Here is a 14,866-nt window from a genome sequence, read left to right on the forward strand (position 1 = left end):
CACCGCCGCCGCCGCCGCCTCCACCGCCGCCGCCCGCTCCGGCCCCCGCTCCGGTACGGCCGATCATTGTGCCGATTCCGGTGCTCCCGCCGCTGCTGCCGCCCGTGTTCCAGGCGCCGCGCATCACGATCCCGACCATCCCGACCTACCCGTCCACGGCGACCTACCCGACGTATCCGTCCAGGGCGACCTACCCGACGTACCCGTCGCGGCCACCCCGGAGCCCCCAGGCGCCGGTGCCGACGTATTCAGCTCCGCCGACCACGGCGTACCCGACCTACACCCCGCCGGTCACCACGGTGGCGCCCGGCAGCGGATCGTCGTCGGGTTCGTCCGGATCGAGCGGGTCTAGTGGGTCGTCGGGAAAGTCCTCGACGATCTGGCCGCCGCTGTGGCCCTTCGGGGATTGAGACTTAGCGGCCAGGGCCCCTCAGCAGGGCCGACAGGTCCAATCCGGACGGTGCCGGTTTCTGGCCGGGCAGTGTGAGTGCTGGGCGATCGCCATCGGTCGGCAGCAGTTGCAGTGCCGACAGGTCGCCATGCGCAAGCTTGGTCATGACGGACGGACACTGCGTCTGGATGACGAATCCGGCGACCATGCCTGTCAGGGTGGGGGTCAGCCCGGTATTGCCCTGCAACTCCGACAGTGTGCTGGCCAGCGATGAGCCGGGCTTGACCAGGCTCGGACAGATCGACTGGCCGAACTTCTCGATCGAGGCGCTGATCGAACCGCTTCCGGCGTCATTGGGTGTCGTGCTGGCGCCGCCCGAATCCGCCTGTGCCGGAACGGCTCCCATCACAGCGACGGCACCCAGAGCCGCTAACAACGGCGCGGTGCGCATTGAGTCCGAGAAACGAATCGATTTCACTCGGATAACACTGGACAACAAATGTCACATTCCCGGCACGGTCGGATAAAGGTTTGTACTTCCGGCAATTTCTTACCGGTGCCACAACTTTCGCTGGTGTAGCCGGCGTGTACGTTGATTTGCCATGAGCACTTCAGAGATCGCCACCGTCCTGGCCTGGCATGACGCGCTGAGCACCTCGGAACTCGGCACCCTGACTTCGCTGTCCAGCGACGATATCGAGATCGGCGACGCGCACGGCGCCGCGCAGGGACATGCCGCCCTGCTGGACTGGGCCAAAAGCACCGACGCCACCATCGAGGTCGGCGACATCTATTACCGCGACGGCGTCGTTGTCGTCGGTGAAACGATCACGCCCAGAAACGATCCCGCCGACGTCCGCACCACCGCCGCGGCGTTCCGGGTGGTACGCGACCATGTCACCGCGGTGTTCCGCCACGACGACCTGGCGGCGGCGCTGGCGGCCACCGAGATGACCGCCGACGACCTGCAGGCCTGACACCGCGATGCGCGGGATCATCCTGGCCGGGGGCTCGGGCACCAGGCTGCATCCGATCACCAAAGGTGTCAGCAAGCAGTTGCTGCCGGTCTACGACAAACCGCTGATCTACTACCCGCTCTCGACGCTCATGCTCGCCGGCATCCGCGACATCCTGCTGGTGGTCACCCCCATCGACGAATCTGATTTTCAGCGCCTGCTCGGCGACGGCTCGCAGTTCGGGGTCAACATCACCTACGCGGTGCAGGACCGTCCCGAAGGCCTGGCGCAGGCGTTCATCCTGGGCGCCGACCACATCGGTTCCGGGCCGGTCGCGCTGATCCTGGGCGACAACATCTTCTACGGCCCCGGCGTCGGAACCAATCTGCGGCGGTTCCGTGAGATCGACGGCGGTTCGATCTTCGCCTACTGGGTGGCTGATCCGTCGTCCTACGGTGTCGTCGAATTCGACGCGGATGGAAGGGCATTGGCGATCGAGGAAAAGCCCGAGCCGCCGAAGTCCAACTACGCGGTGCCGGGGCTGTACTTCTACGGCAACGACGTGGTCGAGATCGCCCGGTCGCTACAGCCCTCGGCGCGCGGCGAACTGGAGATCACCGACCTCAACCGGGTCTATCTCGACGATGATCGCCTCGCCGTCGAGGTCCTTCCGCGCGGAACCGCGTGGCTGGACACCGGAACCGCCGACTCCCTCTTGGAGGCAGGCAATTTCGTCCGCACCATCGAAGCCCGTCAGGGCCTCAAGGTGTCCTGCCCCGAGGAGATCGCCTGGCGCCTGGGCTTCATCGATGACGATCAACTGGCCGAACAGGCGCAGGCGGTGTTTAAGTCTGGGTACGGCGAATATCTGGTGCGGCTTCTGGATCGGCGTTAGGCCCGGAATTAGGGGTAGCCAGGACGGCGGCAACGGCGGTGGTCAGCGGCACCGACAACGCCAGCGCGATACCGCCGACCGCGGAGCGGGCGATCTCGATGGCGATGCTCTCACTGGTCAGCACGTCGGTCAGTGAGCGGTTGGCCACGCTGAGCAGCAATAGCAGCGGCAGCGAGCTGCCGGCGTAGGCCAGCACCAGGGTGTAGACGGTGCTGGCGATGTGGTCGCTGCCGACCCGCATCGCGCGCAGGAACACTTCCCGCCGGGAACCGTGCCCGAGGTGGGCCATTTCGAACACCGTCGACGCCTGGGAGATGGTGACGTCGTTGAGCACACCGAGGGAGCCGACGATGAAGCCGGCCAGCAGCAGACCCTGGATCGACACGTTGCCGAGGTAGGCGGCGACCTCGTTGTTCTGCTCCTGCGACAGACCGGTGAGGTGCGTGAGTTTGACTGCGCCCCAGGACAGAACGGCGGCCAGCATCATCGCGGTGAGAGTGCCCAGCAGGGCCGAACTGGTGCGCAGGCTCACCCCGTGGGCCAGGTAGATCACCGCGTAGAGGATGGCCGCGGAGGCGACCAGCGCCACCGGCAGTGCGGGGGCGCCGTCGCGCAGCGCGGGGAGCATGAAGAACACCAGCACCGCGAAGGCGATCACGATGCCGATCAGCGCCCGAAGTCCGCGCCAGCGTGCCACCGCGATGATCACGATCGCGAACGCCGCAGCCAGCAGCGCCAGCGGCCACCCGCGTTCGTAGTCGTAGAACCCGTAGGTGGTGACGCCCTGCTGGTCAACCTGCCGGAAAACGCGAATGTGCTCGCCGGCCAACAGGTTCGGCTGTCCTGGGCCGCGGGAGAACTCCAGCATCGTCTGGGCGCCACGGTTGGGGCCGCTGTCGATGGCCACCATGGACTGCAGGCAGCTGCCACTCCCCGGAACGCCGGGTGCCGGTTGTCCGGTGAGCACCTGACCGACGGACGGGCTGCCACAGTCGGCGAGCGTGCTGGACACGACGGTGCCGGCCTGGGTGTTGCTCACCGCACCGCCCTGTGCGTTCTGGAACGGCAGCGGAATGACGGCCTTGGAGCTTGACGGCCACAGCAGCACCGCGCCGACGACGACGGCCAGCCCGATCAGCGTCAGCAGCGCCACCACGATCCGCGCCGCCACCGGCCCCACCGGTGCTGGGCCGCGCAGCGAGTGCGAGTGCGAATGTGAGTGCGTCACCGGCTACTGCCGATAACTGGCCAGGAAGTTACCCAGTCGCTCAATGGCATTGGAGAGATCCCGCGCCCACGGCAGGGTGACCAGGCGCAAGTGGTCGGGGTTCGGCCAGTTGAAGCCGGTGCCCTGGGTGACCAGAATCTTCTCGTCCAGCAGCAGATCCAGGACCAGCTTCTCGTCGTCGACGATGTCGTGCACCTCGGGGTCCAGCCGCGGGAAGGCGTACAGGGCACCGCGCGGTTTGACGCAGGAGACACCCGGGATCTGGTTGAGCTTCTCCCACGCCACATCGCGCTGCTCCAGCAGCCGGCCGCCCGGAAGAACGAGGTCATCGATGCTCTGATGGCCGCCGAGCGCCACCTGAATGGCATGCTGCGCAGGGACATTCGGGCACAGCCGCATGTTGGCCAGCAGACTGATGCCCTCGATGAAGCTGGTGGCGTGCTCGGTGGGGCCGGTGATCACCAGCCAGCCCGACCGGTACCCCGCCACCCGATACGCCTTGGACAGCCCGTTGAAGGTCAGGCACAGCAGGTCGGGTGCCAGCGTCGCCAGGCTGACGTGCTCGGCGTCGTCGTAGAGGATCTTGTCGTAGATCTCGTCGGCCAGCAGCAGCAACTGGTGCTTGCGCGCCAGGGCGACCATCTGCTGCAACACTTCCCGGCCGTACACGGCGCCGGTGGGGTTGTTCGGGTTGATCACCACCATCGCCTTGGTGCGCGGGGTGATCTTGGACTCCAGATCGGCGAGATCGGGCTGCCAGCCGTTGGTCTCGTCGCACAGATAGTGCACCGGGGTGCCGCCGGCCAGTGAGGTCGACGCCGTCCACAGCGGATAATCGGGAGCCGGGATCAGCACCTGGTCGCCGTTGTCCAGCAGCGCCTGCAGCGTCATCGTGATCAGCTCGGAGACACCGTTGCCCAGGAACACCGAGTCGACGTCGAAACGGGGGAAGCCGTCGACCAGTTCGTAGCGGGTGACCACCGCCCGCCGGGCCGACAGGATGCCCTTGGAATCGGAGTAGCCCTGTGCGTTGGGAAGCGCCTGGATCATGTCCCGCATGATCACGTCGGGCGCTTCGAAGCCGAACGGCGCGGGGTTGCCGATGTTGAGTTTCAGGATGCGGTGGCCTTCGGCCTCCAGCCGTGCGGCATGGTCGTGCACCGGTCCGCGGATCTCGTAGAGAACGTCCTGCAGCTTGGTGGATTGCGCGAACGTCCGTGGCCGCGGGTGGTGGCCGGTGCTGTGCCACGGCAACTGGTGGGTCGTCACGTCGATGATTCTTCCATGGCGACTCAAGCCATTTTCCAGTCACATCTCGCACCCGGTTCCGAAACAGGCCGGTTACGGGCCTTAATTTCGCATGTCAGAGGCTGTTAGCGTCGCATCAACAGTCACAGGAGGCACACATCATGACCCGCTCAACCGCCCGCGCAGTGCTGGCCACCGGAGCCCTGTCGGCCGCCGCCGCCCTGGTGTCGGCCGCATCCGCCGGGGCCGCGGTGGCTCCGAATGGCCGGTACAGCGTCGTCGGCGGCTCCGACCAGTTCTACGTCACCATCTCCTCGAACTGCGCCACCGAGGGCTGCACCGCCAGCCTGGTCAGCAACCGCGGCTGGACCAGCGTCGCCACCCTGACCGGCGGACGCTGGAGCTACCACGTGACCAAGCCCGATGGCGTGATCTGCGCCGACGGCAACTACGCCAACGTCGTCATCAAGTACTCGGTGGACGCTGAGACACTGGCCGGCACGGTGCTCGCCGACTCCAACGGCGAGTGCCCTGGCGGCCAGGTCACCCAATTCCCGGTACAGCTGACCAGGGGCTAGCTCTTTAGCCGCGCTTGCCCGGCGGACGTGCGCCCTTGGCGATGCCCAGGCCCTTGACCGGCGCCTCGGAAGCGCCGTTGTCAGCGGCCGGCTGGACTGGAGCGGCCGGCTTAGCGGCTGGAGCCGCCTCCGCAGCCGGTGCCTCCGCGGCCGGTACCGCAGCGGCCGGCTCGGCAGCCGGGGCGGCCTTGCGGGCACCCGGACGCTTGGCGCCGGCGGCGATCCCCAGACCCTTGACCGGCTGAGCCTCCGCGGCCGGTGCGGCCGGTGCGGCCGGTGCGGCCGGAGCGGCCGGAGCGGCAGTCGGGGCCGACGCCGCCGCGGGAGCGGCAGCCTCGGCGGCCGGAGCGGCCGCTTTCTTGGCACCCGGACGCTTGGCCCCAGCCGCCAGGCCCAGACCCTTGGCCGGGGCGGCCGGCGCCGCGGGCGCGGCGGGAGCCGCCTGGGCCGCCGGTGCGGCGGCCGGTGCCGCGGCGGGTGTCGCCGCGACCGGTTCGGGAGCGGGCTTGGGCGCCGGCTTCTTGATCGCCGGAGCGGCGGCTGCGGCCAGCTTGGCCGCGGTGCCCTTCTCCGGCAGCGCCAGGGCGCCGCGGTCCAGCGACGCCAGCAGCAGCTGGGCCACGTCGACCACCTCGACCTGTTCGGACTTGCCGCGGTCGCCCACGCCGTCGCTGAGCATCACCCGGCAGAACGGGCAGCCGGTGGCGATGGTGGACGGATCGAGGTTCAGCGCCTCGTCGACACGCTCGTGGTTGACGCGCTTGCCGAGGTGCTCCTCCATCCACATCCGGGCACCGCCGGCGCCGCAGCAGAAGCCGCGGTCGGCGTGCCGGGGCATCTCGGTGAGCGTCGCGCCGGACGCGCCGATCAGGTCACGCGGCGCCTCGTACACCTTGTTGTGCCGGCCCAGGTAGCACGGGTCGTGGTAGGTGATGGTGCCGCCGCCGGCACCGTTGGCGGAAGTGCCGCCGCCGGCACCGTTGGCGGAAGTGCCGCCGCCGGCACCGTTGGTCGACGACACCGGAACCAGCTTCTTGTCGCGCACCAGCCGGTTGAGCAGCTGGGTGTGGTGCAGCACGGTGTAGGTGCCGCCCACCTGCGGGTACTCCCGGCCCAAGGTGTTGAAGCAGTGCGGGCAGGTGACCACGACCTTGCGGTCCACCCGCTCGACGCCCTCGAACAGCTCGTTGATGGTCTCGACGTTCTGGGTGGCCAGTTGCTGGAACAGGAATTCGTTGCCGGAGCGGCGCGCGGAGTCGCCGGTGCAGGTCTCGCCGTCGCCGAGCACCAGGAACTTGACCCCGGCCGCCGACAGCAGTTCGGCGACGGCCTTGGTGGTCTTCTTGGCCCGGTCGTCGAGCGCGCCCGCGCAGCCGACCCAGAACAGGTACTCGAAGCCGGCGAAGGATTCGACGTCCTTGCCGTAGACCGGAACGTCGAACTCGACCTCGTCGATCCAGGTGAGCCGTTCCTTGGCGTTCTGGCCCCAGGGATTGCCCTTGGTCTCCAGGTTCTTGTAGAGACCGCCCAGCTCGGTCGGGAATTCCGACTCCATCATCACCTGGTAGCGGCGCATATCAACGATGTGGTCGATGTGCTCGATGTCCACCGGGCACTGCTCGACGCAGGCGCCGCAGGTGGTGCACGACCACAGCACGTCGGGGTCGATCACGCCGAGCGAGGCGGCGTCACCCACCAGCGGCCGGGTCGCCTGCACCGGCGAATCCGCGGGCACCCGGCCGAAGCCGGACTCCGGCACGTGGTGCTCCTCGGCGTGCTTCTCACCGGAGAGGTTCTCGCCCAGGCCGCCGACGGCGGTGTTCTCCGCCGGGGACGCCTTGCTGCCGAGGATGTAGGGCGCCTTGGCGAACAGGTGGTCGCGCAGGTCCATGATGATGAGCTTGGGCGACAACGGCTTTCCGGTATTCCACGCCGGGCACTGCGACTGGCAGCGCCCGCACTCGGTGCAGGTGGTGAAGTCCAGCCGGCCCTTCCAGGTGAAGTCCTCGATCTTGCCGCGGCCGAACACCGCGTCCTCGGCCGGATCCTCGAAGTTGATGTACTCGCCCTTGGACTCCATCGGCAGCAGCGGCCCGAGCGCGTTGGGCAGTCGCTTGAACGTGACGTTCAGCGGCGCGAGGCCGATGTGCAGGTGCTTGGAGTTGAGCACGATCAGCGAGAACACCAGCATGACGCCGATGTGCAGCAGCAGGGCGACGGTCTCGATGATCTCGTTGGTGTGGGTGCCCAGCGGGGCGAGCAGGGCGCCGATGCCGTGCGAGAAGAACGCCGCCTTGCTGTAGGGCAGGTTGCCGGCCGCCACCGCGGCGCCACGGAACAGGGCGTAGGTCCAGATGACGTTGAAGATCATGAACAGGATCAGCCAGGCGCCGCCGGTGTGCGAGCCGTAGAAGCGCGACGCCCGCCCGTACTGCTTGGGCTCCGAACGCAGCCGGATGATCGCGAAGGTGATGATGCCCAGCAGCACCGCCACGGCGAAGAAGTCCTGCAGGAAGCCCAGGATTCCCCACTTTCCGACGACCGGGATGTGGAACTTGGGGTCGAACAACACCCCGTAGGCCTCCAGGTACACCGTGGCCAGCACGAAGAAGCCCCACATGGTGAAGAAGTGCGCGACGCCGGGGATGGACCACTTCAGCAGCTTGGTCTGGCCGAAGACCTCTCTGGTCTGGTTGGTCAGGCGCTCGACGATGTGGTTCTTGCGGCCGCGTTCGTCGGCGGTCGGCTGACCGGAGCTGATCAGCTTCGTCAGATACAGCACGCGCTTGAGCGCGAGCACGGCGACGATGGCCGTCATGGTCAGGCCGATGATCAGCCGGATGAGAGTCTGCGTTTCCACGACTTCCTCTTCACGTTCGATGGACGCTTCATTTTCGCACCCAGGGCGCTGCCGACGCGAACGAGGTGGGGGAAACCGTCAGATTTTCGACACGGCGCTTTCGCTGTTCGCGAGCTGTTCCGGGACGGCCAGCATGGCCCGGAGCATAGACAGCATCTCCGACCGGGACTGCGCCCCGAGCCGGCGTCTGATCCGTGCGACGTGGTGTTCGACGGTCTTTGCCGAGATGAACAGTTGTGCGCCGATGTCGCGATAGGGCATGCCGAGCAGCAGCAGTTCGGCGACCTCCCGCTCGCGATCGGACAGCGCGGACGACGCCGGGCGCGGCGGGGTCAGGCCGGCTGAGTCCGGCGCCACGGCGGCTTCTCCGGTGCTGACCTTGAGGTCCCGGGCCGCGTGCAGCATCAGTCCGGCCACTTTGGAGTCGGCGGCCTGGAGAGCGGCCTGGCCGGCCAGCCGGGTGGCGTCCGAGGTCAGGCCGAACCGGGCCAGTCCCCGGGCTGCCCGGATGACCTCCTCGGCGTCCACCTGTTGGGCCAGCACCCGTAACCAGGCGCGCCCAGCGGCGGCAAGCGCGGCGCTCAAGGGGCTGTCGCCGGCCATCGCGGTCAGCGCCTGACCATGCGGCGCCACCGCCGCCGGATCTGTCGCCAGGATGCCCGCGTGTACCCCGGACCAGTGCAGCAGCGGAGCCCACGAGGCCGGGCGGTTCACGGCGTCGAGCAGGCCGAAGCCCTGTTCTAGTGCCGCGGCAAGCCGGTCGGACTGTCCCAGCCGGGCACCGGCGATCCACAGCTCGCCCAACGGCAGCAGCGAGAACAGGTCGACGGAGTACTCGGCCAGTGCGTCCATCCCTGCGGACCAGTGGGTGTGCAGTGCGCCCACGTCGCCCCCGCGCCGGGCGATCGCCGCGCGCAGCGCCGCCGCCCACAGCGCGTCACGCCCGCGCAGAGCGGTCCCGGCGGCCTCGACGTCCGTCGTCGCGGCAGCCAACTGCCCGTCCTGCATCCGCACCCAGCCCTGCAGTAGCCGGTGCCGGGCGCTGAACAGCGGATGGCTGCCCACCCGGACCGCGCGGCCGATCACGCTGCGCGCCCGCACCGAGTCCCCGCTGTGGATGGCCGCCAGGGTCACCAGCGCCGGAGCGCTGTCCGGCATCGCTACCGCGATGGGATGCTCGCCGGCCAGGGCCTGCCCGAGCCGGGTGGCCGCCGCGTTGGTGGAGCCTTCGATCGTCTGGACGATGCCCTCGGCGATGCTGCGCGCTGTCCGGGCCGACGCCGTGGGCGGCCCGGCCGCAGCGGCGTCGAGAGCGGCCCGCGCCGATTCGATATCGCCGGTGGCGCAGCGCACCAGGGCGGCTGCCGAGCCGACCGTCGCGTCGGGGTGTGGCCCCAGCCAGTCGAACAACTCCGCGGCGTGGGCGTAATTGCCGTCGTGCGCGGCGGCGCTGGCCGCGATGCGCACTCCGGCGGCCCGGTCGGCGGGGTAGTCGGAGACCAGCAGGGCGTCGGCCAGCGTCGCGGCGGCGGTGATGTCACCGGCCAGCGCGAGCGCGTCGGCCAGTGCGGCGCGCACGCCATCCGCTCCGGCGGCCAGCGCGGCGCGGTGGATCCGCACCCGTGCGGCCAGGTCGCCGAGGTCGGCATTGTTGCCGGCATGGTTTCTTAGCCAGTCCGCCAGCGCGGCGTCGCGCATGCCGTGCTCGGCCAGTTCGACCGCCAGCTGTTCGGTCAGCGTGCCCGAGCCGAGTTGTGTTCGCAGCAGCTGCTTTTCGAGTTCGTGGTGGCGAGCGGGGCCGATCAGCTGCGCCGCGGCCCGGTGGACCGTCCGCAGGAATTCGGGACTGTGCGACGGCTGGACCAGTCCGGTGCCCCGGGCCCGGTCGATCAGATCGGCGCCCCGCGTAATCTCCAGCACGGCGGCCAGGTCGGTGGCACCGAGATCGGTGCTCAGCGAAGCGATCAGCAGCGCCTCCAGCTCCTGCTCGTCGAGCCTGCGCAGCCGTTCGATCAATGCGAACCCGGCGGCCTGCCACGGCGCGGCGTCGGACCACGGGCCTGACGCCGTCCGAAGCGCCGCCGCGATCGCGCTCACCAGGAACGGAATGCCGGCTGAGGCGGCCAGGCCGGCGGTGAGCAGCTGCGGAGATGGCGGATGCCCGGAGGAATCGGCCAGCGCGTGTGAGACCTCGGCGGCGGACAAGGGGCCCAACGTGATTCGAGGGTGCTCGCGTTCCAGGTTGGATGTCAGCCGGCGTAATACGGCGGAGTGCTCCCGCGGTTCGGCGGCCACGACGACGGTACGGGAGGGATCGTCGGCCAACTCGGCCAGCGCTCGCAGTTCCGCCTCTCCCAGCAGGTGGGCATCATCGACGACGACGACGGCGCCGGCCACGTCCGGCGCACCGGCGACCCGACCCAGCACCGCCTGATCGTTATCGCGACATGCGCGCCGAACCGCTTCCAGCGCAGTGCTTTTCCCAACTCCGATGCCGCCGGCGACGAACAGCTTCACCGGCTCCGCGGTCAGTGCGGCCAGGACTGTCCGCGCCGACGCGGTAAGACCTGCCGATGCTGAGGTGGGCACGGTTACTCCAATGGCGCGGCTGTGGTGGGCCCTGGCTCGTCGGGAACGATCGCCTGCGTGGTCACCGCCGGTTCCACCGTCGTCGTCGGCTCGGGAGCGACCGTGGTCGTCGGGGGCTCGGCCGTGGTGGTCGGTGGTGGTGCGGTGGTGGTGGGTGGCGCCGTTGTCGTCGTCGGCGGTGGGGTCGTGGTCGTCGTCGTGCGGGTGGTCGTCGGCGTGGTGGTGGTGGTGGTCGTCGTCGTGGTCGTAGTGGTGGTGGTCGTGGTGGGCGTGGTCGTCGTCGTTGTTGTCGTCGGGGTCGTCGGGGTCGTCGATGTGGTCGTGGTCGACGACGGCGAGTCGCTCGACGTCGGCGCCGACGTCGTGGTCGGCGTGATCGTGGTGACGGTGGTCTGCCCGTTGGTTCCGGTGACCGTGGTGGTCACCGGCACCGGAGGCGGCGCGGGGGAGGAACCGGTGCCCGGATCCTCACCCGGCTTGGTGACCCTCGTGGTGGTGGTCGTCGGGGTGCTGTCACTACTGGTCAGAGTCACCGCTAGGCCCCCGACGGCGACGGCGGCCAGCGCTGCGGCGATGCCGAACAGCAGGGGTGGGCGCCGGTACCAGGGCAGTGGAGGGGCGACCAGGACGGTCGGCTCCTCGGGTGCGCCGAACTCGACCATCGGCCGCGCGCCCGTCGGTGGAGTGGCGAAGTCGGCGCCGGCGTAGGCGCCGCCGGGCGGGTAATCACCGCCGGTGTAGGGCACCGGTTCGTCGACGGCACCCTCGTCCTGCGACCACGCCAGCGCGCGGAAGGTGGCCGAGGGGGAACCGTCGGACGCCGACTGGTTCGCCGCCCGCCCGGCCGTTCCGACCGCCCAGGCCGCCGGGGCCAGGCTGGTCGGCGCGTCCGCCGCCATCGGGGCCAGCCCCGTCGGGGCGTCGGGAGCGGCGCCCTGCGATGCCAGCACGGCGGCACCCGCCGCCGCCGTCAATCCCGGACCGGGGCTGGTGATCACCGGTACGCGCAGCGACTCCGACAGCCGCTGGCTGATCGCCGGGATGGCCGCGCCGCCGCCGACGGTGGCGACAGCGCTCAGCGTGGCAGCCGGAATCCTATTGCGCTCCAACGCATCCCCGAGAGCATCGAGAAACACGGTGAACGGGTCGGCGGTCAGGCCGTCCAACTCGGCCCGGTTCAGCCGGATGTCGGCCCGGTAGCCCGGCAGATCGACCGGTACCACCGTCGCGGTCTCGCTGGACAGCCGCTCCTTGGCCAGCCGGCACTCGTCGCGCAACCGGGTGAGCGCTCCCACCGCGGCGGTGCCGGCGGTGTCGTCGCCGCCGCCGGCGCGGCTGCCGGCCAACACATGACTGAGCAGCGCCTGGTCGATCTGGTCACCGGAGAAATCCCCGACCCGCACCGTCTCACCGATCGGGGCCAGGTTGGCGCCGGCATCGGCCAAGGTGATCGAACTACCGCTGCCGCCGAAGTCGCACAACGCCACAACGCCGCTGCCGGGCAGGCCGGGGGAGTTCTGCAGCCCGGCCAGTGCGGCCGTGGCGTCGGAGACGATTGTCGGGGGAAGGCCGCCGGGGGATAGCAGTGGGCTGGCGCGGAGCGCGCCGCGCAACGCCCCGATGGCGCCGGCACCCCAGTGTGCGGGTGCGGCCAGCACGATCGATGTCGCCGGGCGGCCGTCGTCAACGGCGCGGGCGAGCGCGTCGAGTGCGGTCGCCAGCAGGTTCTCGGCTCGGTGGGCGGATCCGTCGGCGCCGATGAGTGGCACCGGGTCGCCCACCCGCTCGACGAACCCGCGCAGCACCAGTCCGGGCTGGTTGATGTTGGGGCTGGTCAGTTCGGGATTTTGCGACGGCACCCCGACCTCGGCGGGCCGGCCGTCCCACAGCGTCAGCACCGACCGCCGGACCACCGGCGGCCGCCCGGGCCGCGCCGCGGCCAGGTTGGTGGTCCCGATGGAGAGTCCGAGGGCGAGTGGGTCGAGCTGGCTCACTGCGGGTATCCCTTTCTCGCGGTGGCCAGCCCACCTTAACGCGGGGACGACACCGGTGCCCAGCAATCTCCCTAACGGAGCGATTTCCCCTAGGAGTCAATCCCCTAACGGATGGGACTCGGAGGTGGGTTCGGCACCGATCCGGGACCAGGGTATCGCCATTACCCTTACCGGCATGGGCAACTCACTGCTGGACTTCGTCATGGCCCTAGTCCGTGATCCCGCGACGGCCGCCCGGTACGCGGCCGACCCCGCCGGAACGCTGGCCGACGCGAATCTGGCCGACACCAATCTGACCGGCGTCACGATCGCCGACGTCAACAGTCTGATTCCGGTGGTCACCGATTCGCTGTCTGCCACGACACCTGGTTTCGGGGACGCCGCCGCGGCGGCGAACGTCTGGACCAGTGGTGCCGCCGCCGCGGCGTTCGATGCCTTCGACATCCACATTCCGGGCCTCGGCGCGGGGCAGGACGCCGTATACCCGGCACCGCCTGCGGTGACGCCGCCTATGGTCGACGCCCCGTCGGAGCATCCCGGCGTCGAATCGGCGGCGCAACTTCCCGGTCTCACACCCCTCGACAATGCCCCGGTCCACTCCGGGTTCGAGCCGGACGGCCCGGAGTTCGCCGACGACGCCGGCTGGCACCACCCGATGGTGGACACCCAGGCCGAGCATCACCCCGGCGACCCGGGCTTAGACCTCTTCTAGGACCTCTTCTAGGACCTCTTCTAAGACCTCTCCTAAAGTCCCCGCAGAAAGGGCCGCCGGGCCCGTGTCGCCGAAACCCCACGTCACAAGACGTGGGGTTTCGGCATTGAGGGGGCATCCGCCGGATTCCCTCATCCCCCTAATCAGGGCACCCCGATATCCCCAGTGGGGGTTCCGCGAGAAGGGGTTTGAACCCCGTTTGCGGATGTCCGCACCGCCCATAACGTGGTCTCCAGATTGCCGGAACGGCCGGCAAGCAAAGCCTCGAAAGGGTTTTCGTCATGATCGCTCTCATCGACTGGATCCTCAGCCTGTTCCGCAGCGAGGACGCCGCCCGGGCATTCGTCGCGGCACCCGAGCAGGCCATGCGGGACGCTGGACTGGCCGGTGTCACGGCAGCCCAGCTGTCCTCCGTCGCCGCCACCGCCGTACCCGGCATGGTGCTCGGCGGGGGTGATCCGATCCTCGGCCTGCAGCGTGCGGTGTCCAACCAGTACGGCTTCGCGCCGGCGTACGAGACCGGCTTCAACGCCGGGTTCGAGCCGATCTGGGCGCCCACCTACGCCCCCGCGCCGACCTACGCCCCCGCGCCGACGTTCGCTCCGTCCCCGACCTTCGCGCCGGAGACCAACACCGAACTGGCCAGCCGCAACGCGACCGAACTGGCCAGCCGCAACAGCACCGATCTGGCCAGCAACAACGATATTCCGCTGCTCAGCCCCACCCAGGACGCCGGCGCCAACGCCCAGAACGGCGGGTTCAACCTCGGCTTCGGTGACATCACCCTGGGTGACAAGACGTCCAACACCGCCACCGACCACGGCGTCGTGGTCGCCGGGGACAGCAGCGGCGACATCGTCAGCGGCGAGGGTGCCGTACTGGGCAACGACAACGCGGTCACCAACGGCGACATCCTTGCCGACGACGGCGCCAACATCTCCACTGGTCAGGCCGCGGTGATCAGCGACAGCGGCAGCACCACCACGGCCGGCGGGGACGCCATCAGCACCTCGGACTCCGGTTCGGTCATCAAGGGGTCGGACAACGGGGTGAACAACGGCACCACGGTGGCGGGTAGCCAGACCACCACCACGGTGGGCGGCACCGGCAACAGCACGCTCGCCGACGGTCACGAGGCCACCAGCACGACGGTGACCCACACCACCACCACAACCACCGACAACTCGGACAACTCGGTGCAGGAGACCACCGTCACCGACACCTCCACGCACGACTACTCCGATCACTCGCTGTTCGACACCAACCTGATGAGCAACAACGACACCGCCCTGCACAGCGATCCGTCGCTGGCGTTGGGCAACCCTCTGCTGGCGCTCGGTTTCTGACCGCCTGAGCAGGCGACGCGGCGGGCACCCGGCACCTCCCTCCCCCGGGTACCCGCCGCGTTCGCGCGT

The 14,866-nt window shown here is 69.3% G+C and carries 11 protein-coding genes and 1 pseudogene; 6 read left to right on the forward strand and 6 right to left on the reverse strand.

The genetic code is table 11. The annotated features are described in order from the left end of the window. Nucleotides 1–352, forward strand: a pseudogene (locus ADBZ6I_RS01745) (hypothetical protein); the annotation flags it as partial. A gap of 61 nt (nt 353–413) precedes the next feature. Here the strand turns inward: ADBZ6I_RS01745 and ADBZ6I_RS01750 are convergent. Then, nucleotides 414–842 carry a hypothetical protein gene (locus ADBZ6I_RS01750; protein ID WP_526380248.1) on the reverse strand — a complete coding sequence of 143 codons (429 nt, stop codon included), beginning with the start codon at nt 840–842 and terminating at the stop codon, nt 414–416. Nucleotides 843–993: 151 nt separating this feature from the next. Here ADBZ6I_RS01750 and ADBZ6I_RS01755 point away from each other — a divergent pair, with 151 nt between their 5' ends. Continuing rightward, nucleotides 994–1,368, forward strand: a complete 375-nt coding sequence (locus ADBZ6I_RS01755; RefSeq protein ID WP_526380250.1) for a nuclear transport factor 2 family protein — start codon at nt 994–996, stop codon at nt 1,366–1,368. A gap of 7 nt (nt 1,369–1,375) precedes the next feature. Next, a complete protein-coding gene (gene rfbA / locus ADBZ6I_RS01760; protein ID WP_526380252.1) occupies nt 1,376–2,242 on the forward strand; it encodes a glucose-1-phosphate thymidylyltransferase RfbA in 867 nt (288 codons plus the stop codon). On the opposite strand, the gene ADBZ6I_RS01765 is transcribed toward rfbA, so the two are convergent. Both ADBZ6I_RS01765 and ADBZ6I_RS01770 read right to left on the reverse strand, forming a co-directional pair. Further along, nucleotides 2,193–3,470, reverse strand: a complete 1,278-nt coding sequence (locus ADBZ6I_RS01765; protein ID WP_526380254.1) for a YibE/F family protein — start codon at nt 3,468–3,470, stop codon at nt 2,193–2,195. The two genes, rfbA and ADBZ6I_RS01765, sit on opposite strands and share 50 nt — an antisense overlap. 3 nt (nt 3,471–3,473) lie before the next feature. Further along, nucleotides 3,474–4,766: a pyridoxal phosphate-dependent aminotransferase gene (locus ADBZ6I_RS01770; protein ID WP_526380256.1), complete on the reverse strand. Its 1,293-nt coding sequence runs from the start codon at nt 4,764–4,766 to the stop codon at nt 3,474–3,476. A 113-nt stretch (nt 4,767–4,879) separates the two neighbouring features. Between ADBZ6I_RS01770 and ADBZ6I_RS01775 the strand changes: the two genes are divergently transcribed. Continuing rightward, entirely contained in the window at nt 4,880–5,296 is a 417-nt protein-coding gene (locus tag ADBZ6I_RS01775; RefSeq protein ID WP_526380258.1) for a hypothetical protein, read from the forward strand. A gap of 4 nt (nt 5,297–5,300) precedes the next feature. Here ADBZ6I_RS01775 and ADBZ6I_RS01780 read toward each other — a convergent pair whose 3' ends face one another. From ADBZ6I_RS01780 to ADBZ6I_RS01790, 3 genes are all read right to left on the reverse strand, one after another. Continuing rightward, nucleotides 5,301–8,156, reverse strand: a complete 2,856-nt coding sequence (locus ADBZ6I_RS01780) for a (Fe-S)-binding protein (RefSeq protein ID WP_526380260.1) — start codon at nt 8,154–8,156, stop codon at nt 5,301–5,303. Nucleotides 8,157–8,234: 78 nt separating this feature from the next. Then, the gene (gene iniR / locus ADBZ6I_RS01785) at nt 8,235–10,745 is read right to left on the reverse strand and encodes an isoniazid response ATPase/transcriptional regulator IniR (protein WP_526380262.1); all 2,511 of its coding nucleotides are present in this window, start codon (nt 10,743–10,745) and stop codon (nt 8,235–8,237) included. A gap of 2 nt (nt 10,746–10,747) precedes the next feature. Continuing rightward, nucleotides 10,748–12,739: an Hsp70 family protein gene (locus ADBZ6I_RS01790; protein ID WP_526380264.1), complete on the reverse strand. Its 1,992-nt coding sequence runs from the start codon at nt 12,737–12,739 to the stop codon at nt 10,748–10,750. Nucleotides 12,740–12,914: 175 nt separating this feature from the next. Here ADBZ6I_RS01790 and ADBZ6I_RS01795 point away from each other — a divergent pair, with 175 nt between their 5' ends. After that, nucleotides 12,915–13,451 (forward strand): Rv0340 family IniB-related protein, encoded by a 537-nt coding sequence (locus tag ADBZ6I_RS01795; RefSeq protein ID WP_526380266.1) that lies wholly within the window; start codon nt 12,915–12,917, stop codon nt 13,449–13,451. Nucleotides 13,452–13,732: 281 nt separating this feature from the next. Next, on the forward strand, nt 13,733–14,797 hold the full coding sequence (locus tag ADBZ6I_RS01800) for an IniB N-terminal domain-containing protein (protein ID WP_526380268.1): 1,065 nt from the start codon (nt 13,733–13,735) through the stop codon (nt 14,795–14,797). Nucleotides 14,798–14,866 lie beyond the last annotated feature (69 nt).

This window comes from Mycobacterium sp. (assembly GCF_044342925.1).
Classification (GTDB): Bacteria; Actinomycetota; Actinomycetes; order Mycobacteriales; family Mycobacteriaceae; genus Mycobacterium.

What these genes read in the sequence shown, in the direction of transcription:
- ADBZ6I_RS01750 (WP_526380248.1), bottom strand. Translation starts at nt 842, where the DNA reads ATGCGCACCGCGCCGTTGTTAGCGGCTCTGGGTGCCGTCGCTGTGATG.
- ADBZ6I_RS01755 (WP_526380250.1), top strand. Translation starts at nt 994, where the DNA reads ATGAGCACTTCAGAGATCGCCACCGTCCTGGCCTGGCATGACGCGCTG.
- rfbA (WP_526380252.1), top strand. Translation starts at nt 1,376, where the DNA reads ATGCGCGGGATCATCCTGGCCGGGGGCTCGGGCACCAGGCTGCATCCG.
- ADBZ6I_RS01775 (WP_526380258.1), top strand. Translation starts at nt 4,880, where the DNA reads ATGACCCGCTCAACCGCCCGCGCAGTGCTGGCCACCGGAGCCCTGTCG.
- ADBZ6I_RS01795 (WP_526380266.1), top strand. Translation starts at nt 12,915, where the DNA reads ATGGGCAACTCACTGCTGGACTTCGTCATGGCCCTAGTCCGTGATCCC.
- ADBZ6I_RS01800 (WP_526380268.1), top strand. Translation starts at nt 13,733, where the DNA reads ATGATCGCTCTCATCGACTGGATCCTCAGCCTGTTCCGCAGCGAGGAC.